Source organism: Azoarcus sp. PA01, from assembly GCA_001274695.2.
Lineage (GTDB): Bacteria > Pseudomonadota > Gammaproteobacteria > Burkholderiales > Rhodocyclaceae > Aromatoleum.
On the sequence record LARU01000004.1, the window covers coordinates 852,295 to 871,159 of the forward strand.

Below are 18,865 nucleotides of genomic sequence, written 5' to 3' on the forward strand. Positions count from 1 at the left end.
CGTTCGCACATTTCCCGATCTGCGGGGTCGCCGCCTTGATCGCTGCGGCGCCCACGCCAAATTTGCGGCAGCCGAGCGCTGGCCCTCCCGTCAGCCGCAGAGGGGTGCGGAAAACGACCGGCGGAAGCGATATAATCGGCCCGCTCGAAGGTGCCGCGACGATCGATGCCGCGGAGAATCGGGAAGCAGGTGAAATTCCTGCGCTGCCCCCGCAACGGTAAATGCGCGCCTTGCGCAAAGCCCGGAGACCGGCCTTCCTGATGGTGACTGCGTTGCGGGCCGGCCGCGCAGCACGTGCCTCGTGCCCGTGCCAGCCCCGCATTCGACAACCTTTACGCGGGATTCAATGGGCTCACCCGGTTCTCGATCCGCCTGGTCCGGCGGCAATGCCGCCCGCCAGCGGTTCTCGTCGGTTCAGTGGGGAGCGCTGGCTTTCGTCGCCGGCGCCCACGCGGCCGGGCTGCTCGCGCTGTCAGGTCTCGGCGGCCCTGCCCCGGCCCGGGTTCCGCCTTCCGCCCCGGCGACCCTCAGCGTGCGCCTGATCGCCCCGCCGGCGCCGGCAGCCCCTCCGTCCGTGACGCCAGTGCCCGTGGACGCGCCGCCTGTTGCGACGATCGCACCGCGCAGCACCGTCGCAAAACCGGCAACGCGCCCTGCGCGCCGTCCCCCGGCGCCGCCGCGAACGTCGCCTCGCCCGTCCCCGGCGCCGGCCCCGCCCGCCGACGCACTTCCGCATCCCGACGAGCCACCCCTGCCCGTCGCCGACGCTGCGCCCTCCTCGTCACTTTCCGGCAGTGCAGCGGCTCCCGACATGCCCGCTCCGGCACCTACGCCACCGACTGCGCAAGCGACGACCCTTGCAGTGACTCCCGCGAGCTTCGATGCCGCATATCTGCATAACCCGGCGCCGACCTATCCGCGATCGTCGCGACGACGCGGCGACGAAGGAAAAGTCATCCTCAAGGTGCATGTACTCGGCGACGGCAGCGCCGACGCCGTGGAAGTGGCGGAAAGCAGCGGCCATCCGCGCCTCGACGATGCGGCACGCCAAGCCGTGCGCAACTGGCGTTTCGCGCCCGCGCAGCGCGGACAGGTGCCGATCGACAGCTGGCTGCGCGTTCCGATCGTGTTCCGTCTCGACGATTGACTGCGCCAACAGTGCGCCGCGCCAGCAGTTCGATTACGCCGGCGCGTCGAAACCGGCATCCTCGACCGCCTCGCGCAGCTGCTGCTCGGACACCGTCGCCGGGTCGTACTGCACGCGCGCCTGCGCGGACTCCAGCGACACGGTGGCGTCCGCGACACCGGGGAGCGCTTTCAGCGCCGCCGTGACGCTGTTCACACACCCGCCACAGCTCATTCCTTCGACTCTGATTACTGTTTCGACCATCACGAGTTCTCCTGTCCACCGAAAATCACCGACCTGGCCGCCACCGCTTGAGCAACAGTGAATTGGTGACGACCGACACCGAGCTCATCGCCATCGCCGCACCCGCGATCACCGGATTGAGCAATCCGAACGCAGCGAGCGGGATGCCGAGTATGTTGTAAATGAACGCGAAAAAGAGATTCTGCCGGATCTTGGACAAGGTCGCGCGCGACAGGTCGATCGCGTCGGCGACACCGTGCAGGCTGTTCCTCACGAGCGTGATGTCGGCCGCCTCGACCGCAACGTCCGCTCCGACCCCGATCGCGAACGACACATCGGCGGCCGCGAGCGCCGGCGCGTCGTTGATGCCGTCACCGGCCATCCCGATTCGTTCGCCGCCCTGGGCAAACGTCTGCACCGCAGCGGCCTTGTCTGCCGGCATCACGCCCGCCTGCCACTCGTCGACGCCGGTTTCGCGAGCGATCGCCGCCGCCGTGGCGGCGTGGTCGCCGGTCAGCATCACGACCCGCAGGCCGCGCGCTTTCAGGCGCGCCACGGCGCTCGCCGAATCCTGGCGCACGCGATCGGCGACCGCGATCACGCCGGCGTAACGACCGTCGACGGCGACCGCGACCATCGTCTTGCCGGCCGCCGCGAGATGCTCCCAGGAGGCGCCCGACATGTCGATGCCCCGCTCGACGAGGAAAGCCGGCGTACCGAGCACGACGTGCCGTCCATCGACCGAGCCCGACAGCCCCTTGCCCGGCTCCGCGAGGCTGTCTCCGGCCGACGCAATCGTTGCGCCTGCGGCGCGCGCCTCGGCGACAACCGCCGCAGCGATCGGGTGCGCGCTGGCCTGTTCCAGCGCGGCCGCGATGCCGAGGAGGCTCGTCCGGTCCCATCCGTCGATCGGCACGACATCGCTGACCGCCGGCGTGCCTTCGGTCAGCGTGCCCGTCTTGTCGACGACGAGCACGCGGATTTTCTCGGCGAGTTCGAGCGCTTCGGCGTTCTTGACGAGCATGCCGGCGCGCGCGCCCTGCCCGGTCCCGACCATGATCGCCGTCGGCGTCGCGAGGCCCAGCGCGCACGGGCACGCGATCACGAGCACGGCGACCGCGCTGATCAGCGCCTGCGCGAAATCGCCGCCGAGCCACCACCACGAGACGAACGTGACGACGGCAATGCCGACCACCACCGGCACGAACACCGCCGCGATGCGGTCCGCGAGGCGCTGCACCGGCGCTTTCGAGCCCTGCGCCTGCTCGACCATGCGGATGATGCCGGCGAGCAGCGTGTGGGCGCCGACGCCGGTCGCCCGGCAGCGCAACACCCCTTCCCCGTTGAGCGTCGCGGCGAACACCTTGTCACCGGGGCGCTTGTCGATCGGCATGCTCTCGCCGGTCAGCATCGCCTCGTTGAGCGCCGACGCGCCGGACACGACTTCGCCATCGACCGGCACGGCATCTCCCGGCCGCACGACGAAGAGATCCGCCGGCTTCAGACTGTCGACCGGAACCGCGACCAGTTCGCCGGCGCGCTCGACATGCGCGACCCTCGGCTGCAGGCGCAGCAGCGCATCGAGCGCAGCGGTGGTGCGGGCCTTCGCCCGCGCCTCGAGCAGCTTGCCGAGCAGAATCAGCGTGATGATCATCGCCGAGGCTTCGTAATACACGTGCAGGTCATGGCGGCCGAACAGCGTGACGATCGCGCTGTAGCTCCAGGCCATGCTCGTGCCGAGCACGACCAGCACGTCCATGTTCGCGCCCCCTCCTCGCACCGAGGACCACGCGCCGCGGTAAAAGCGCGCGCCGATCCAGAACTGCACCGGCGTCGCGAGCATCAGCTGCAGCCAGCGCGGGAGGAACTCGTGATGGGCGTCGGCCGTCCAGCCCCCGCCGAACATCGCGGGCATCTGGGCAGCGAGTGGCAGCGTCAGCAGCACCGCGATCCAGAAGTGCCGCAGCTCGGCTTTCCACGCCGCCGCCTGTCGCAAACGCACCTGCTGCCGGTCCGCAAGCCCGGTTTCCGCCGCAGCAAAACCGGCCCGCTGCACGGCATCCTTCATCGCCTCGACCGTTACCAGACCGGGCTGGTAACGCACGGTCGCGCGCTCGGTCGCGAAATTCACCCCCGCCTCGACGCCCGGCAGCCGGTTGAGGACTTTTTCGAGCCGCGCGGCGCACGCGGCGCAGGTCATGCCCGAAATCGCCAGCTCGAGCGTCGCCGCCGGAACATCGAAGCCCGCCTTGCGGATCGCCGCGACGACCTCGGCCGGGCCCGCCTCTGCGCCGGAGAAATTGACGCGCGCTTTCTCGGCCGCGAGATTCACGTTCGCGCTGACGCCGGGCAGGCGGTTCAGCACTTTCTCGATCCGTGCAGCGCAGGCGGCGCAGGTCATGCCCGACACCGGCAGTTCGATTGCAGCGTTGCGCGGATCCATCACGGGATTGTTCATTGGTCGACTCTGCAAAACACCGAAGGTCAGCGGTCCGCGGAAACGATGTTGCGGGCCGCAGCTGTCGGTGGCAGTCTAGACCCTGTACCGAAGTACGGAGTCAACTCCCATGAGCAGCGAAATCACAATCGGCACGCTGGCACGTTCTGCCGGCGTCGGCGTCGAAACCGTGCGCTACTACCAGCGTCGCGGCCTGCTGGCGACGGCAGGCACGAAGAAAGGCGCGTTTCGCGTCTATGGCGGCGCGGAGCTCGCGCGCCTGCGTTTCATCCGCCGCGCCCAGACCCTCGGTTTCAAGCTCGATGAAATCGCCAGCCTGCTCGCCCTCGACGAGGAAACCGACCGCGAAAGTGCACGAGCCCTGGCGAGGGCGAAGATTGCGGATGTCGAAGAGCGCATCCGGCAACTGCAGAGCGTGCATTCCGCCTTGCAGGAGCTCGTCAGCTGCTGCGAGCACACGGAAGCACCGGCGCCGTGTCCGATCCTGCGCACCCTCGGCGGGGAAGCTGACTGACAAAGGGGCATGCGGAGCACGGTTCGCTCGCCGCGTGCCTTCAGACTTCGCAGACCACCCCGCTCCACAGCTTGCCCCCGAGCGTCGGCGCGTTGAGCAGCCCGAATACTCCGAACCCGAGCACCAGCAGACCGGCGGCAAAGCGGATTTTGCCGTTGCGCGTGACCTCCCGGAAGCGCTTGAAGAGCATTCCCGCGAGCATCAGGTTCGGCAGCGTTCCGAGCCCGAACGCCAGCATCAGGCCGGCGCCGCGCCCCGCCGAACCGGTGACGAGCGCCGTGGTCAGGACGCTATACACGAGGCCGCACGGCAGGAACCCCCACAACAGGCCGAGGGGCAGGGCCTGAGCTGCCGAACGTGCCGGCAGGAAGCGCCGCGTCAGGGGTTGAACCACCCGCCACAGCCGCAGCCCGACCCGCTCCACCGGAGTCAATAGACGCGTGAAGCCGGTCAGGTACAAGCCGAGCGCGATGAGCATCAGGTTCGCCAGCACATACAGGCCGAGCTGGACCGGCAGCACGTCGTTGAACAGCAGGCCGACGGTGCCGAGCGCGCCGAGCACCGCGCCGAGCAGGGTATAGGTGGCGATGCGCCCGAGATTGTAGGCGAGGTGGATCGGCCACTGCCGACGCGTGTCGCCCGGCATGCGCACCGAAGTCATCGCCCCGACGATCCCCCCGCACATGCTTACGCAATGAGTTCCGCCAAGCAGGCCGATGAGGAAAACTGCGATATAACCGGTTTCAGGCATCAGGGGGCATCGAATACAAGCGAAGGCGACGCGGAACCCGCGACAGAAAACGCTTCTATTCTAACACTCCCCCGCCGCGAGGCTCCGCCCGACGGCGCGGTCAGATCACCTTGGAGTAGCGAGCGCGCTCCCGATCGGCCCGCAGATACCGGTCGAACACCATCGCGATGCCACGCACCAAAAGACGGCCTGCCGGCATGACGGTGATCCACTTGTCGGTAACCTCGACGAGCCCGGCCTCTTCCATTGCACGCAGGTCCTGCAATTCTTCGGCGAAATATTCGTTGAACTGGATCAGGTGCGCGATTTCGATCGAATCGATCGAAAGCTCGAAATGACACATCAGCGCCTGGATAATCGACCGGCGCAGCAGGTCGTCGGCCGTCAGCTCGATGCCGCGCAGCACCGGCAGTTCGTTGCGATCGAGCGCGTCGTAATACTCGTCGAGCGACTTGTAGTTTTGCGAATATACCGGTCCGATCTTGCCGATCGCGGACACGCCGAACGCGAGCAGGTCGCATTCGGCCTGCGTCGAATAGCCCTGGAAGTTCCGATGCAGCCGGCCCTGGCGCTGCGCCACGGTCAACTCGTCGTCCGGCTTCGCGAAGTGATCCATGCCGATATACACGTAGCCTGCTTCGGTCAGCCGGCGGATCGCCAGTTGCAGGATCTGCAGCTTCGTGTCCGAAGTGGGCATATCGACGACGGTGATGCGCCGTTGGGGCTTGAACAGACCCGGCAGATGCGCATAGCTGTAAAGCGAAATGCGGTCCGGGGACAGCGCGAGAACCTGCTCGAGCGTGCGGTTGAAGCTGATGATGTTCTGCTTCGGCAGCCCGTAGATCAGATCCAGGCTGATCGACTTGAAGCCGGTCGCCCGGGCCGAGTCGATGACCAGCTTGGTTTCGTCGAAGCTCTGCACGCGATTGACCGCGACCTGGACGTCCTCGTTGAAGTCCTGCACGCCGACGCTCATGCGGTTGAAACCCAGGTCGGCAAGCAGCTTGACCGTTTCGAAGTCGACTTTGCGCGGGTCCACTTCGATCGAGTATTCGCCGTTCGGCACCAGCGTGAAGCGCGAACGGACGGAATCCATCAGCTGGCGCAACTCGTCGTGCGAAAGAAAAGTCGGCGTTCCGCCTCCGAGGTGCAGCTGGGTGACCTGGTGGCTGCCGCCGAGCGCCTCGGCCTGCATGCCGATTTCTTTATCCAGGTATTTCAGATACTTGGCGGAACGGGCATGATCCTTCGTGATGATCTTGTTACACGCGCAGTAGTAGCAAATCGTGTTACAAAATGGGATGTGGAAGTATAATGAAAGAGGTTTGCTTACCCCGCCCACCGCACGCTGGGCAAGCCAGTCGCGGAGGGCGCGGTCATCGAAGGCTTCGACGAAGCGGTCGGCGGTCGGATAGGACGTATAGCGCGGCCCGTTGATATCGAAGCGGCGGATCAGCTGCGGGTCGAATACAAGATCGTTCTGGCTGGTCATGGTTGTATCGCTCGGGTGCGTTTCGTACGATCGCAAAAAGCAGCGCCGCGGGGGTTGACGTGGATCAACGGACTTCCCTGGCAATCGCAAGTCGGACTTGAACAGAGGGCATTATTATCGTGCAAATGAAGGCCACGGTGCCAATTACGGTAGCCAGTCTGAAAGTCGCGTGTTCCCAGTGCAACCTGGTCGAGCTGTGCCTGCCGTTCGGCATGTCGGAAAACGAGATCGACCGCCTCGACGAACTGGTCGGAGCGCGTCGCAAGATCAAGCGCCAGCATCACCTGTATCGCGCGGGCGACCCTTTCGAGGCGATCTATGCGATCCGTGCGGGTTCGTTCAAGACGGACGTGCTGCTTGAAGACGGACGCGAGCAGGTCACCGGTTTCCAGATGACCGGCGAGATGCTCGGACTCGACGGCATCAGCACGGAGCTGCATTCGTGCAATGCGATCGCGCTCGAGGACAGCGAAGTGTGCGTGATCGCATACGGCAAGCTCGAAGAGCTGTCGCGCGTCGTCGACGGTCTGCAGCATCAGTTCCACAAGGTGATGAGCCGCGAGATCGTCCGCGACCACGGCGTCATGACGCTGCTCGGTTCGATGCGCGCGGAAGAACGTCTCGCGGCGTTCCTGCTGAACATGTCGCAGCGCTTCACCGCGCGCGGCTTCTCGGCAGCGGAATTCCACTTGCGGATGACGCGCGAGGAAATCGGCTCGTACCTCGGGCTGAAGTTGGAGACCGTGTCACGGGCGTTCTCGAAGTTCCAGGAAGAGGGACTGATCGCCGTCCAGCAGAAACACATCCGCATTCTCAATATCGGCGGGCTGAAAAAGCTGATCCAGCACCCGTCCGCGCGCCCCTGATCCGCATCACGGACTGTGCGGCGGTGCGTCCTGCCGCCGTCGCGCAGTCATCGTCGCTGTCAGGGCGGCGATGTCCTGCTCGGTCAACAACTCGCGTGCATAGGGCAGCAGTTCGCCCTCTTCGCGCGCCATGTGGCGTCGGTAACGGGCCGTGAATTGCTCGACTTCCGCGGCCGGCAGCTCCGCCGGTTCGCCGCGCGAGATCGGATCGAGCTTCGCGCGGATCGCCGCCCACGCCGCGAACATTTCCTGGTGGTCCGCCAGTATCCAGTCGATCAGCTCGTACAGCGCTTCCCGGCGTCCGCCATCGACGCGCGCGCGCAGCACCGGGAACAGGTCGTCTTCCTCGTCGAGATGGTGATTGACGGCAGCCAGGTCGAAGTAGCGCATCACGTTGGCCGCCGCCTGTTGTGCCTGGCGGTCGGCACCATGCTCGGGCAGCCACGCCGCGAGGCGCGACAGGGTCGCGAGCTGCGCCTGCAGACGGCCGTGGCAGGCTTCGAGCATTTCGAGCGGCGTTTCCAGGCCGGGAGCAACGGGTATCAGGGAATCAGCCATCAGAAAGCTCCGGTAAGAACAAGAAAGCCGGCCGCGTTCTTCGTCAACGCGACCGACACGATCCATGAAAAGACGAGCAATGCGCAGGCCAGCGCGAAGACGCGTACACGCATCGTCGAGCCGCCGCGCAGCGCGATGTAACCGAGCACCACGTAGATGACCAGCCCGGTCACCTTCGCCGTAACCCACGGAGCGACGAACGGGTACTGCGCGCTCAGCGTGGCGAGCGCGATCGCGCTGGCGAGAAACACGGTATCGATCACGTGCGGCAGGATGCGCGTCGCGCGATGATCGAGCAGCGGGCTGCGCCGCATCATCCAGATCCCTTGCAGCAAAAAGCCCGACCCGCTCAACATCGCACAGAAGATGTGCAGGTGCTTGATCGCAGCGTACACCGCACGTCATCCCGGCCGGCCGTCACTGCGCGGGCGCAGATAAACGGGCAGATATCGAGCTCCCCACAAGCCGAACACGCCAATCCAGCCCAGCGCTGCGGCGAGCATCACGCCGCTCGACCACGAAGGCGGCACCAGTTCGCCGGCCACCCGCAGCACCACGACGAACTCGAGCCCGAGAAACAGCGACCACGTCAGCTTGTCCGCGACGAGCTTGCCGCCCGAATGCCCCAAAGTCACTCTCGACACCATGCCCAGCAGCACCGAGCCGAAGAATCCGACACCCAGCGCATGTAGCGGCGCGAGGCCGAGCCAGGCATGGCCGAACAGCGCGGCGACGCCCTGCAGCGTCGACAGCAGGAAAGCGATCCCGAGCCACGCGAAACCGATGTGCAACATTCCCAGCAGCGGCACGCGCAACGCCGGGATGAGCCGCCATTGCACCGACAGCCACAGCGCGGTCGCCGCCGCCGGCGCATCGACGATCCAGGTCATCGTGCCGAACCCCGCCATCGCCAGCGTGCCGTGGATGACACTCGCCCCGAGCACGATGCCGAGCGCCCAGCGCGGACGGACGACCACGTAATCCTTGACGATGTTGCTGGAAAAAAACGGAATCATGCGGTGACAGACCGTAAAGAACACCGGCAGCAGGCACCACCACACCCCGAGGTTGATCGCGGCACGCGCCCACACGCCGTCACCGGTGATCGCAAAGACGATCCAGGCGAGCACGCCGAAAGCACCTGCCGCGAGCGCAGCAGTCACCAGCCGGGCGTGCAGCGAGTCGGGATTGTCGTTGAATGCCACGCCCCACAGCACGCGCAGCGCGCCGCCCCATCCGGCGAGCACCAGCAGCAGGCCGACCGCGAGCAGGCCGGGAATCCACAATCCGACCATCGTGACCGCCCACCCGGCGGCGAGCAGACGCCACGGTGGCAGCCAGAGTGCAGCGGACACGTCCGGAGCGCCCTGCCAGCGCGGCATCGCGGTGAGGAGAAAACCGAACATGAACAATGGGAACACGCCGGCGAGAACCAGCAACGCGTGCATCCAGCCCGGCGGAAGCGTCCACGACAGCGGCGTCCCCACGCCGATGCGGCCCGCGAGTTCCAATGCCCACAGCACGAAGGCCACGAGCAACATCACGCCACCGGAAAAGAACATCGCCCGATGCGGCGCTGCGAAGAGGATCGGCGGCGCGGGCGCGGCCTGGGTTTGAGTCTGCATGGTGCTGCGTTCCTTCAGTGAATCCCTGCCCGGCCGTTACGGCCGGGAATTCCGGGGGCAAGGGTCCGACACGGTAGAATGTCCAGTTGTTTCCGCTGGAGGCCAAGATGCCCAACCCCATTGCCGACATCCCCACCCTGCTGCGTCAGATTTCGTTCTTCAGCGAACTTTCCGCCGACGACATCGACCGGGTTGCCCGCTACACCCGGGAACGCACGCTGGAAAAAGGTGAAGTCCTGTTCCAGCGCGGCGACCCGGTCCATGGTTTCTTTTTCGTCGTCTCCGGGCAGGTGAAACTCGCGGTTTCGTCGGCCCAGGGCAACGAAAAGGTTGTCGAAATCATCAGCCCGATGCACAGCTTCGGTGAAGCGGTGATGTTCCTGAACCGCCCGTATCCCGTTTTCGCCGAAGGACTCGTGTCCACCCGCCTCCTGCACATCGGGCAAGCGGTGGTCTCGGATCTGATCGACCAGGACTCCAGCTTCGCCCGCAAATTGCTGGCGGGCATGGCCATCCGGTTGCACAGCATGATCCAGGACGTCGAAATCTATTCGCTGCGCTCGAGCACCCAGCGCGTCATCGGTTATCTGCTGCAGCAGGTCGAGCAGGACGGCGCCACCGGCGCTCGCGACATCCAGCTGCCGACCAGCAAGCAGGTCATTGCCTCGCGTCTGAACCTGACTCCCGAAACGCTTTCGCGAATTTTCCACGACCTCGTCAATGCCGGACTGATCACCGTCCACGGCAAACACATCGCCCTGCACGACCCCGTCGGCCTCGCCCATTACCAGGGCTGATCGCACGAGCCGGCCGGCTTGCAGGCCCGAAGCATTCTCCCCAGCGCCCCGAGTGCTCACCTTGACTCGGGTCAATTGCATAAAGAAGCCCGCGGAAGGGGCCGCGGCCTCCAAAAAGCCGCCGGACGAATCGTGCTCGGATCGTGCTCAGGGCGCGAGGACATAGATCCCGGGCGCATCCGTGAGCCGGGGATAGACTTCCGATGCGGCCGCCCGCGCCTCGACCAGCTCCCCGCACCGCGGCGTGAGCCAGTTCATCCAGTCGGTCCACCAGCTGCCCGACTCTTCCGCGGCTTTCGCGTGCCACGCTTCCGCGGTGTCGGACCGGTGCGCGTCGGCGACACGATACTTGCGCTTCGGCGGAGTCACCGGAGGATTCACGATGCCGAGAATGTGCCCCGAACTCGACAACACGTAGCGCTTCGGTCCGGTGACGAAGTTGTTGACGCGATAAACCTCGTGCCACGGGGCGATGTGGTCGTCCTCGGCGGCGACGGCATACAGCGGCTGCGTGATGCGGGCGAGATCGATCGGCTCGCCGGCAACCATGAGCGCATCCGGCTCGATCAGCCGGTTGTGCAGGTAGAGTTCGCGCAAATACCACGAGTGCATCGCGCATGGCATCCGCGTCGTGTCCATGTTCCAGTACAGCACGTCGAACGGCGGCGGTGCCTCGCCGTACAGCCAGCCATGAACGACGTAGTGCCAGATGAGACTGTTGGAACGCAGCAGGCGGAACGCGGACGCCATCTCCTTGCCGTCGAGGAACCCTTTGCGCGTCATGCTGGCGCTCAGATAGCGGATGCTTCCGTCGTCGATGAAGACTTCGATGTCGCCGGGCTGGCGAAAATCCACGAGCGTCGTCAGCAACGTCCAGTCCGCCACCGGGACCTCTTCCGGCTGGAAACGCCGATTGGCCCACGCCATGTACATCGACAGCGCTGTTCCGCCGATGCAGTAGCCCACGGCGTGCACTCGCGCGGCACCGGTAAAACGCCGGGCCGTCTCGACAATCGCGTGAACGCCGTCCTGCAGGTAGTGGTCGAACCCCACGTCGCGCATCCCGGCATCCGGGTTCTTCCAGCTCGTGATGAACACGTCCAGCCCCTGGTCGAGGAGAAAGCGGATCATGCTTTTTCTCGGCACCAGATCGAGGATGTAGAACTTGTTGATCCACGGCGTGACGATCACGACCGGCTCGGCATGGACTTTGGCCCGGGTCGGCGCGTAATGGAGGATTTCCAGCAGCTCGTTGCGGAAGATGACGGCGCCGGGGGTCGTGGCGAGATTCCTGCCGACCTCGAAATCGTGCGGATCGGTCATGCGCACGTCGCCCGCCTGCAGATCGCCGAGAAAAATGCCGTAGCCGCGCAAAAGGCTCGCGCCGCGGGTCTGCATGGCCTTGCGCATCGCGACGGGGTTCGTCCAATAGAAGTTCGTCGGCGCGACGGTGTTCAGCCACTTTCGCCACCAGAATGCGGCGCGGCGGCGCTCCTTGCCGGACAAGCCGGGGGTGTCGTACAGCATGTCCTGCATGTGATGGGTAAAGGCCAGGTACCACTCCTTGACCAGATCCCAGCTCGCGACGTCCGTCCAGACAGGGTCGGCAAAGCGCTCGTCGCCCGCATTCGGGCTGATCGGATCGGGATTCGCCAGCCCGCTAAGGCGGCGCCACGAGTGCTCGTGCAGACGCCAAAGATCGGAGGACAGGCTGGCGACCCTTTCCGCAAGTTCCTGCGGGTGCGCAGCCCACGCGAGTTGCGCATGCACGATCGGCGCTGCGACGCCGAGGGGATCGACAGTGCCCTCGACGTGGTCGTGGATCTGGCGCAGCGTCCGACGCACCGCCTGCGGCGGCGTGAGCGGACTGGAAGGTTTCCCGTTTCTTGCTGTATTCACGGCCATCATCCCGTCGTCTTTGGGGGGGCGAACCGCCGCATGCTGCAATCGCCCCGCCGAAATGGTCCTGCTCGATCGAGCGGATAGACCTGCCCCGCTGCAGGAATCGTAATTCCAGCGATGATGACCCGCCCCGGGGGCTGTGCGTTCAATGCGCTCGAGTCCTCGACGTGCTGCATGAAACGCACGGCTCGGCCCTCGTGGCGCACCTTCGCAGATGCTCGGCAACCTCGCCGGCGGCGGCCGGAGATGTCAAATTCATGGCCTCTCCTGCGCTTCGGGTAGCTTGTTCTCATATCCCTTCGTGCTGGTTGACGTGGGTCAATCGTCCGCTGCTGCCTGCGACGCGCCATCGCGCCTGACGTGGCTATAATCAATCGTCCATCAAAAACCGAGGGAGCAGCGCGATGTTCAAGCACATTCTCGTCCCCACCGACGGCTCGCCGCTGTCCGAAGGCACTGTCGCACGGGCGGTTTCGTTCGCCAAGGACGCCGGCGCACGGATCACGTTCTTTTATGCGCAGCCCGATTTTCCGATGCCGATCTATGGCGAAGGCGCGCTGATCGATCCGACGACTCCCGAGCAGTTCGCGAAATCGGCCGAAGAGGAAGCAAGGAAGATTCTCGGCAAGGCCAAGGCGGTGGCAGATAGCGAAGGTGTCGCTGCCGACACCGATACGATCGTCAATGAAGTGCCGTACGAAGCCGTCATCGACGCGGCCAGGCGGCACGGCTGCGACCTGATCTTCATGGCTTCACACGGTCGCCGCGGGATCGCCGGCCTGTTGTTGGGCAGCGAGACGCAAAAAGTGCTCACCCACAGCAATATTCCCGTGCTGGTGTATCGCTGAGATTGACGGCCGGCGGGCGAAACCCGCAGACGCGGGTCTCGCCGCGCGCTAGGGCTGCTGCCGGTTCAGTTCTTCCGGGCTGCGCAGCAGAAACAGCGTCGCCAGGCTGGAGACCGCACAGACGATCCAGAAACCGAAAAACCCGATCGAATACGTCGCCGTCAGCGAATATTCAACAGGCTCGCCGAGTAAATACAGGGTCTTCGGATCGACAACCGTAAAGAAAACCGCCTCGGCAATGCCTGCGACAAGAAACGAAGGCCACAGGACCTGAATCCATTTCAGCACGTGACACCCCCTTCGCCAGTCAGTTAAGAATCCGCAGGGACGATCCGGATCTCCGCGCCCGTCGGCACGACGATGGTTTCACTGAGTCGCCACGTCTGCGCCTCGTCCTCGAGCTGAATCAGCCAACGACCCGACGATAGCGGTGCGACAGCACCGGCGAACGTGCCGTCGCGCCCTTTGAGCAGCAGCTTCTGGTCCTGCCCGGCGCGCGTCGGGTGCGCGATCGTCAGCACGACAGTCGGGGGCAACACGATCCCCTGCGCGGCGCCCAGCCGAACGCTGACCTCCTCGGCACGAAGCCGGAGATCGGCGACGAGGCCCATTTCGCGGGCGCGGATCGAGCGACCGATGGTTTGTTCGATTGCCTTGCCCTGCTGGTAGTAATCGTCCACCACCAGCCCGTCCCAAGTGGTGATGGCCAGCCACAAAGTTACTGCGCCCGCAAGCACGGCGGTCGCCGGGATTGCAATCAGGAACCACGGCCAGCCCTGCCGATACCAAGGCTGAATGTCTTTCGTCAGAAGTGCTGTGCGCATGCGGTCGATCCCGTCTTAGCGAGGCAGATGGAAAGTGGTGTCTTCCTGCACCGACACGGACGGATCGCCGCTCATGCCGACGTCGAAGACGATTTCGTGCGAACCCGGCGCCGCCGATTCGGGCGGCACTCTCACCTGCACCGTCACGGATTCAGTCGATGCCGGAGCGATGTTCACCTGACGGACACCGTCGATGCGAATCCCGTCGAGGCCCGACACCGCGATGTCGAACATGCGAGGCGTTTCGAGCATGTTCATGATCTGCAGCTGGTAGACGTTCTCGATCAGGCCGCCTTCGACCTCGCGCGCGAGCGTTGCCCGATCGCGGATCACGTCCACCCGCAGGTCCGAACGCGTCGCCAGGCCCCACAGCAGCGCGATGCAAACGGACGTCAGGATCGCGCTGTAGATCAGCGTTCTCGGCCGCAGCAGGTGCGCGATGATCTCCTTTCGTCCCCAGTGCTGCTTGAGCGCATTGTCAGTGGAATAACGGATCAACCCGCGCGGATAGCCCATCCGGTCCATCACGTCGTCGCAGCCGTCGATGCACGCCGCGCAACCGATGCATTCGTACTGCAACCCCTCCCGGATGTCGATCCCGGTCGGGCACACCTGAACACAGATCCCGCAATCCACGCAGTCCCCCAACCCGGCCGAGCGCGGTGCGACGCCTTTCCGGCGCGAACCCCGCGGCTCACCGCGCTCCTGGTCATACGTGACGACGAGGGTGTCGGCATCGAACATCACGCCCTGAAAGCGCGCATACGGGCACATGTACTTGCAGACCTGCTCGCGCATCACGCCGGCAAAAAGGTAGGTGAAGCCGCCGTAGAACAGGATCCAGAACATTTCCCATGGTCCGAAACTCAGCGTCTTCGCCGCCTGGAGCAACTCGTCGAGCGGCGTGAAGTACGCGACCAGCGTGAAACCGGTCCACAGCGACAGCAGAATCCACGCGCCGTACTTCGCCGAGCGGACCGCGAGCTTTCGCGCGCCCAGCGGCGCGCTGTCCAGTTTCTTGCGCTTGAGATGATCCCCTTCGATCTTCTCCTCGATCCACATGAATATTTCGGTGTACACGGTCTGCGGACACGCGTACCCGCACCACAGCCGCCCCGCGATCGCGGTGAAGAAGAACAGCGCAAAAGCGGAGATGATCAGCAGGATCGCGAGATAGAACACGTCCTGCGGCCAGAACACCCAGCCGAAGATGTAGAACTTGCGCTCGGTCAGGTGAAACAGCACTGCCTGCCGGTCATTCCACGTGAGCCAGGGCAGGCCGTAATAGAGGATCTGCGTAAACCACACGAGGATCCAGCGCCAGGTTGCGAAGCGGCCACTCACCGAACGCACGTGGAGTTTCTTCCGCGCGGCATAGAGTTCGTCGGACTCGGCGGCCGATTTGTCACGCGGGGAAGGGAACTTCCGAAGAGGTATCGGGGCGGTCATATATCGCTATATCCGTAAATTCTAATTTCATGGGCTTGAAATCCCCGGGTCGCCCCCGGGGAATGACTGCTGCCCGAAACGGTTTACTGCGCCGGCTTGTTCGAGAGGCCGTAGACGTACGCCGTCAGCAGGTGCACTTTCGCCTCGCCGAGGAATTCGCCGAATCCCGGCATCCGGTTCATCCGGCCCTTCGTGACCGTTTCCATGATCGTCGCCTCCGACGAGCCGTACAGCCAGGCGTCGTCGGAAAGATCAGGAGCGCCCATCGCCGGCGTCCCTTTCGCCTCGGCGCCGTGACAGGCCGCGCAGTTCTGCTGGAACAGCTCCGCACCGCGCTGCGCGCGCAGCGAGTCGTGCGCGAGGCCGGACAGCGAGCGCACGTAGTTCGCAACATCCTTCACGCCGCCGGCGCCGAGCGTCGGACCGAGAGGGGGCATCACGCCGATCCGCCCGGCGGTGACGGTGGCCTTGATCGTCTCCGGCTCCCCCCCCCAATGCCAAGCCTTGTCGGTGAGGTTCGGGAAACCTTTCGCACCGCGCGCATCCGAACCGTGGCACTGCGCGCAGTAGGTCACGAACAGCCGTTGCCCCATGCCGCGGGCCTCCGGGTCGGCCGCCACTGCGGCCACGTCCATGCCCTGGTACTTGGCGAAGATCGGCGCGTAGCGCTCTTCCGCCTTCCGGATTTCAGTTTCGTACTGCCCGACCGACGCCCAGCCGAGCACGCCCTTCGTGTTGCCGAATCCCGGATACAGGATCAGATAGACCACCGCGAAAATCAGCGTCAGCCAGAACAGGTACAACCACCAGCGCGGCAGCGGGTTGTTGTATTCGGCGAGGTTTTCGTCCCAGACGTGGCCGTGCAACTCGACCGGGCCGGTCTCGCGCTTGTTGTTCGACATCAGCACGAACAGGCAGAACAGCAGGCTCAGGGCCACCAGGCCCATCACATACACGTTCCAGAAGCCGCTAACAAAGTCAGCCATTTTTTATCCTTCCTTGGCTTGCCGGCCACCCTGCGGCGCCGGCTCGTCATCGTCGGTGAAGGGAAGCAGCGCCGCTTCATCGAATCCGGCCCGGGCCCGCTTGCTGTAAGCCCAGAAACAGATGCCCAGAAAGCAGGCCATGCCGAGTACGGTGATGAGGGAACGCAAATCGTTGATATCCACGGCGCTTCTCCTGCTCGTCACTTGAAGTTCGAAAGCGCGGTACCCAGCCCCTGCAGGTACGCGATCAGCGCTTCCATCTCGGTCTTGCCTTCGAGCGCCGCCCGGGCCCCTGCGATTTCCTCATCGGAATACGGATGGCCGAGGGTGCGCAGCACCTGCATCTTCTGCTCGATGTCGTCCGTCGCGACCGGGCGTTCGAGCCACGGGAACGCGGGCATGTTCGACTCCGGAACGACGTCGCGCGGATTGTTGAGGTGCACCCGGTGCCACTCGTCAGAGTAGCGACCACCGACGCGCTGCAGGTCCGGACCGGTCCGCTTCGAGCCCCACTGGAACGGCCGGTCGTAGATGAATTCGCCGGCGACCGAGTAGTGGCCGTAGCGTTCGGTCTCGGCGCGGAACGGGCGAATCATCTGCGAGTGGCAGTTGTAGCAGCCTTCGCGGACGTAGATGTCGCGACCGACGAGCCGGACCGGATCGTACGGCTTGACGTTCAGCGGGTTGCCCTGGCGATCGATCGGCATCGTCGTCGACTTCTGGAAGAACAGCGGGACGATCTCGACGAGGCCGCCGACGCTCACCGTCAGCAGCGTGAGCACGATCAGCCAGCCAACGCTGCGCTCGATGAAATCGTGATTCGATTTGGATTTGGCCATGTCACGTTTCTCCGATCAGGCGTGCGCAGCGGCGGGAAGCACGACGGGAGCGTCGTACGCGCGGTGGCCGGCCATCGTTTTGACCATGTTGTAGAACATGATGAGCATGCCGGTCAGGAAGAGCACGCCGCCTGCGAGGCGAATCGACCAGAACGGATAGCTCGCCTTGACGCTCTCGACGAACGAGTACGTAAGGGTGCCGTCCGGATTCGTCGCGCGCCACATCAGCCCCTGCATCACCCCGGCAATCCACATCGACGCGATGTACAGCACGATGCCGATCGTCGCGATCCAGAAGTGGGCGTTGATCAGGCCCGTCGAATACATCTCGGTGCGACCGTACATGCGCGGCAGGAGGTAATACATTGAGCCGATCGAGATCATCGCGACCCAGCCGAGCGCGCCCGAATGGACGTGGCCGACAGTCCAGTCCGTGTAGTGCGACAACGCGTTCACCGTCTTGATCGACATCATCGGGCCTTCGAACGTCGACATGCCATAGAACGACAGCGCGGTGATCAGGAACTTCAGGATCGGGTCGGTGCGCAGTTTGTGCCACGCGCCGGACAGCGTCATGATGCCGTTGATCATCCCCCCCCACGACGGCGCCAGCAGGATCAGCGAGAACACCATGCCGACCGACTGGGTCCAGTCGGGCAGCGCGGTGTAGTGCAGATGGTGCGGGCCGGCCCACATGTAGGTGAAGATCAGCGCCCAGAAGTGCACGACCGACAGGCGATACGAATACACCGGGCGCTCGGCCTGCTTCGGCACGAAGTAATACATCATGCCGAGGAAGCCGGCCGTCAGGAAGAAGCCGACCGCGTTGTGCCCGTACCACCACTGCACCATCGCGTCCTGCACGCCGGCGTACGCCGAATAAGACTTCGTGAGCGTCACCGGAAGCGCGGCGCTATTGACGATATGCAGCAGCGCGACGGTCAGGATGAACGCGCCGAAGAACCAGTTCGCGACGTAGATATGCGAAGTCTTGCGCTTGGCGATGGTGCCGAAGAACACCACCGCGTAGGACACCCACACCACCGCGACCAGGATGTCGATCGGCCATTCGAGCTCGGCGTACTCCTTGCTGCTCGTGATGCCAAGCGGCAACGTGATCGCGGCCAGCACGATGACCAGTTGCCAGCCCCAGAACGTGAACGCCGCGAGACGCGGCGCGAACAGCGTGGTATGGCAGGTGCGCTGAACGACGAAGTACGACGTCGCAAAGAGCGCACAGCCGCCGAACGCGAAGATCACCGCGTTGGTGTGAAGCGGACGCAACCTGCCGAAGTGGAACCATTCCCCGACGTTGAGTTCCGGCCATACAAGCTGTGCCGCAATGATCACGCCGACCAGCATGCCCACGATTCCCCACACCACTGTCATGATGGAGAACTGGCGCACGACTTTGTAGTTGTAAGTCGCTTGCGATTGCATGTAACTGCCCCCTTGATGAAAAACCCTTGCGCCCGGTCTGCAATCACACCCGCCCTAGCAGCCCGGACGAACGCGTCGATGCACAACCCCGCTGATCGGCCGTTGACTTAGATCAACATTATATTGCACCGCGCAATCGGGCGGAAG

The 18,865-nt window shown here is 64.6% G+C and carries 20 protein-coding genes and 1 riboswitch; of the genes, 5 read left to right on the plus strand and 15 right to left on the minus strand.

What is annotated here, in order from left to right; all coding sequences use genetic code 11:
- Positions 1-131: 131 nt before the first annotated feature.
- A riboswitch (cobalamin riboswitch) is annotated at positions 132-272 on the plus strand.
- A 590-nt stretch (positions 273-862) separates the two neighbouring features.
- A complete protein-coding gene (locus tag PA01_19135) occupies positions 863-1,147 on the plus strand; it encodes an energy transducer TonB (GenBank protein KAI5912353.1) in 285 nt (94 codons plus the stop codon).
- 33 nt (positions 1,148-1,180) lie between these two features.
- Here the strand turns inward: PA01_19135 and PA01_16085 are convergent, their stop codons facing one another.
- Both PA01_16085 and PA01_16090 read right to left on the minus strand, forming a co-directional pair.
- Positions 1,181-1,390 (minus strand): cation transporter, encoded by a 210-nt coding sequence (locus tag PA01_16085; protein ID KON79954.1) that lies wholly within the window; start codon positions 1,388-1,390, stop codon positions 1,181-1,183.
- Positions 1,391-1,415: 25 nt separating this feature from the next.
- Positions 1,416-3,827, minus strand: coding sequence for a heavy metal translocating P-type ATPase (locus PA01_16090; GenBank protein ID KON79955.2), 2,412 nt, complete (start codon positions 3,825-3,827; stop codon positions 1,416-1,418).
- Positions 3,828-3,936: 109 nt separating this feature from the next.
- Between PA01_16090 and PA01_16095 the strand changes: the two genes are divergently transcribed.
- Positions 3,937-4,341 (plus strand): MerR family DNA-binding protein, encoded by a 405-nt coding sequence (locus tag PA01_16095; GenBank protein ID KON79956.1) that lies wholly within the window; start codon positions 3,937-3,939, stop codon positions 4,339-4,341.
- Between the two features lie 40 nt (positions 4,342-4,381).
- Here the strand turns inward: PA01_16095 and PA01_16100 are convergent, their stop codons facing one another.
- Both PA01_16100 and hemN read right to left on the minus strand, forming a co-directional pair.
- Positions 4,382-5,092, minus strand: coding sequence for a sulfite exporter TauE/SafE family protein (locus PA01_16100; GenBank protein ID KON79957.1), 711 nt, complete (start codon positions 5,090-5,092; stop codon positions 4,382-4,384).
- 100 nt (positions 5,093-5,192) lie between these two features.
- On the minus strand, positions 5,193-6,584 hold the full coding sequence (gene hemN / locus PA01_16105; GenBank protein ID KON79958.1) for an oxygen-independent coproporphyrinogen III oxidase: 1,392 nt from the start codon (positions 6,582-6,584) through the stop codon (positions 5,193-5,195).
- A 125-nt stretch (positions 6,585-6,709) separates the two neighbouring features.
- Between hemN and fnr the strand changes: the two genes are divergently transcribed.
- On the plus strand, positions 6,710-7,450 hold the full coding sequence (fnr, locus tag PA01_16110; protein ID KON79959.1) for a fumarate/nitrate reduction transcriptional regulator Fnr: 741 nt from the start codon (positions 6,710-6,712) through the stop codon (positions 7,448-7,450).
- 6 nt (positions 7,451-7,456) lie between these two features.
- Here fnr and PA01_16115 read toward each other — a convergent pair whose 3' ends face one another.
- The 3 genes from PA01_16115 to PA01_16125 are packed head-to-tail and all read right to left on the minus strand — an operon-like array spanning position 7,457 to position 9,633.
- On the minus strand, positions 7,457-8,008 hold the full coding sequence (locus tag PA01_16115; GenBank protein ID KON79960.1) for a hemerythrin domain-containing protein: 552 nt from the start codon (positions 8,006-8,008) through the stop codon (positions 7,457-7,459).
- Positions 8,008-8,403: a SirB2 family protein gene (locus PA01_16120; protein ID KON79961.1), complete on the minus strand. Its 396-nt coding sequence runs from the start codon at positions 8,401-8,403 to the stop codon at positions 8,008-8,010. Before PA01_16120 ends, PA01_16115 begins: the two co-directional genes overlap by 1 nt.
- A gap of 6 nt (positions 8,404-8,409) precedes the next feature.
- Positions 8,410-9,633 (minus strand): NnrS family protein, encoded by a 1,224-nt coding sequence (locus PA01_16125; GenBank protein KON79962.1) that lies wholly within the window; start codon positions 9,631-9,633, stop codon positions 8,410-8,412.
- 107 nt (positions 9,634-9,740) lie between these two features.
- Here PA01_16125 and PA01_16130 point away from each other — a divergent pair, with 107 nt between their 5' ends.
- Complete coding sequence (locus PA01_16130) at positions 9,741-10,430, plus strand: Crp/Fnr family transcriptional regulator (protein ID KON79963.1); 690 nt, start codon at positions 9,741-9,743, stop codon at positions 10,428-10,430.
- Between the two features lie 147 nt (positions 10,431-10,577).
- On the opposite strand, the gene PA01_16135 is transcribed toward PA01_16130, so the two are convergent.
- On the minus strand, positions 10,578-12,275 hold the full coding sequence (locus PA01_16135; protein ID KON79964.1) for an alpha/beta fold hydrolase: 1,698 nt from the start codon (positions 12,273-12,275) through the stop codon (positions 10,578-10,580).
- Positions 12,276-12,736: 461 nt separating this feature from the next.
- Between PA01_16135 and PA01_16140 the strand changes: the two genes are divergently transcribed.
- Complete coding sequence (locus PA01_16140) at positions 12,737-13,180, plus strand: universal stress protein (GenBank protein ID KON79965.1); 444 nt, start codon at positions 12,737-12,739, stop codon at positions 13,178-13,180.
- Between the two features lie 48 nt (positions 13,181-13,228).
- Here the strand turns inward: PA01_16140 and PA01_16145 are convergent, their stop codons facing one another.
- The 7 genes from PA01_16145 to ccoN all read right to left on the minus strand — a co-directional run bounded on the left by PA01_16145 (position 13,229) and on the right by ccoN (position 18,718).
- Complete coding sequence (locus PA01_16145; protein KON79966.1) at positions 13,229-13,468, minus strand: hypothetical protein; 240 nt, start codon at positions 13,466-13,468, stop codon at positions 13,229-13,231.
- A 23-nt stretch (positions 13,469-13,491) separates the two neighbouring features.
- Positions 13,492-14,004: a FixH family protein gene (locus PA01_16150; protein KON79967.1), complete on the minus strand. Its 513-nt coding sequence runs from the start codon at positions 14,002-14,004 to the stop codon at positions 13,492-13,494.
- Between the two features lie 15 nt (positions 14,005-14,019).
- Positions 14,020-15,453 (minus strand): cytochrome c oxidase accessory protein CcoG, encoded by a 1,434-nt coding sequence (gene ccoG / locus PA01_16155; GenBank protein KON79968.1) that lies wholly within the window; start codon positions 15,451-15,453, stop codon positions 14,020-14,022.
- A gap of 83 nt (positions 15,454-15,536) precedes the next feature.
- The gene (gene ccoP / locus PA01_16160) at positions 15,537-16,439 is read right to left on the minus strand and encodes a cytochrome-c oxidase, cbb3-type subunit III (protein KON79969.1); all 903 of its coding nucleotides are present in this window, start codon (positions 16,437-16,439) and stop codon (positions 15,537-15,539) included.
- A 3-nt stretch (positions 16,440-16,442) separates the two neighbouring features.
- Positions 16,443-16,622: a CcoQ/FixQ family Cbb3-type cytochrome c oxidase assembly chaperone gene (locus tag PA01_16165; GenBank protein ID KON79970.1), complete on the minus strand. Its 180-nt coding sequence runs from the start codon at positions 16,620-16,622 to the stop codon at positions 16,443-16,445.
- A 17-nt stretch (positions 16,623-16,639) separates the two neighbouring features.
- Positions 16,640-17,278: a cytochrome-c oxidase, cbb3-type subunit II gene (ccoO, locus tag PA01_16170; GenBank protein KON79971.1), complete on the minus strand. Its 639-nt coding sequence runs from the start codon at positions 17,276-17,278 to the stop codon at positions 16,640-16,642.
- Positions 17,279-17,293: 15 nt separating this feature from the next.
- On the minus strand, positions 17,294-18,718 hold the full coding sequence (gene ccoN, locus PA01_16175) for a cytochrome-c oxidase, cbb3-type subunit I (protein KON79972.1): 1,425 nt from the start codon (positions 18,716-18,718) through the stop codon (positions 17,294-17,296).
- Positions 18,719-18,865: the final 147 nt, after the last annotated feature.

What these genes read in the sequence shown, in the direction of transcription:
- PA01_16125 (KON79962.1), bottom strand. Translation starts at nt 9,633, where the DNA reads ATGCAGACTCAAACCCAGGCCGCGCCCGCGCCGCCGATCCTCTTCGCA.
- PA01_16095 (KON79956.1), top strand. Translation starts at nt 3,937, where the DNA reads ATGAGCAGCGAAATCACAATCGGCACGCTGGCACGTTCTGCCGGCGTC.
- ccoG (KON79968.1), bottom strand. Translation starts at nt 15,453, where the DNA reads ATGACCGCCCCGATACCTCTTCGGAAGTTCCCTTCCCCGCGTGACAAA.
- ccoP (KON79969.1), bottom strand. Translation starts at nt 16,439, where the DNA reads ATGGCTGACTTTGTTAGCGGCTTCTGGAACGTGTATGTGATGGGCCTG.
- PA01_16085 (KON79954.1), bottom strand. Translation starts at nt 1,390, where the DNA reads ATGGTCGAAACAGTAATCAGAGTCGAAGGAATGAGCTGTGGCGGGTGT.
- ccoO (KON79971.1), bottom strand. Translation starts at nt 17,278, where the DNA reads ATGGCCAAATCCAAATCGAATCACGATTTCATCGAGCGCAGCGTTGGC.
- PA01_16115 (KON79960.1), bottom strand. Translation starts at nt 8,008, where the DNA reads ATGGCTGATTCCCTGATACCCGTTGCTCCCGGCCTGGAAACGCCGCTC.
- hemN (KON79958.1), bottom strand. Translation starts at nt 6,584, where the DNA reads ATGACCAGCCAGAACGATCTTGTATTCGACCCGCAGCTGATCCGCCGC.
- PA01_16150 (KON79967.1), bottom strand. Translation starts at nt 14,004, where the DNA reads ATGCGCACAGCACTTCTGACGAAAGACATTCAGCCTTGGTATCGGCAG.
- PA01_16100 (KON79957.1), bottom strand. Translation starts at nt 5,092, where the DNA reads ATGCCTGAAACCGGTTATATCGCAGTTTTCCTCATCGGCCTGCTTGGC.
- PA01_16090 (KON79955.2), bottom strand. Translation starts at nt 3,827, where the DNA reads ATGAACAATCCCGTGATGGATCCGCGCAACGCTGCAATCGAACTGCCG.
- PA01_16130 (KON79963.1), top strand. Translation starts at nt 9,741, where the DNA reads ATGCCCAACCCCATTGCCGACATCCCCACCCTGCTGCGTCAGATTTCG.
- ccoN (KON79972.1), bottom strand. Translation starts at nt 18,718, where the DNA reads ATGCAATCGCAAGCGACTTACAACTACAAAGTCGTGCGCCAGTTCTCC.
- fnr (KON79959.1), top strand. Translation starts at nt 6,710, where the DNA reads ATGAAGGCCACGGTGCCAATTACGGTAGCCAGTCTGAAAGTCGCGTGT.
- PA01_16140 (KON79965.1), top strand. Translation starts at nt 12,737, where the DNA reads ATGTTCAAGCACATTCTCGTCCCCACCGACGGCTCGCCGCTGTCCGAA.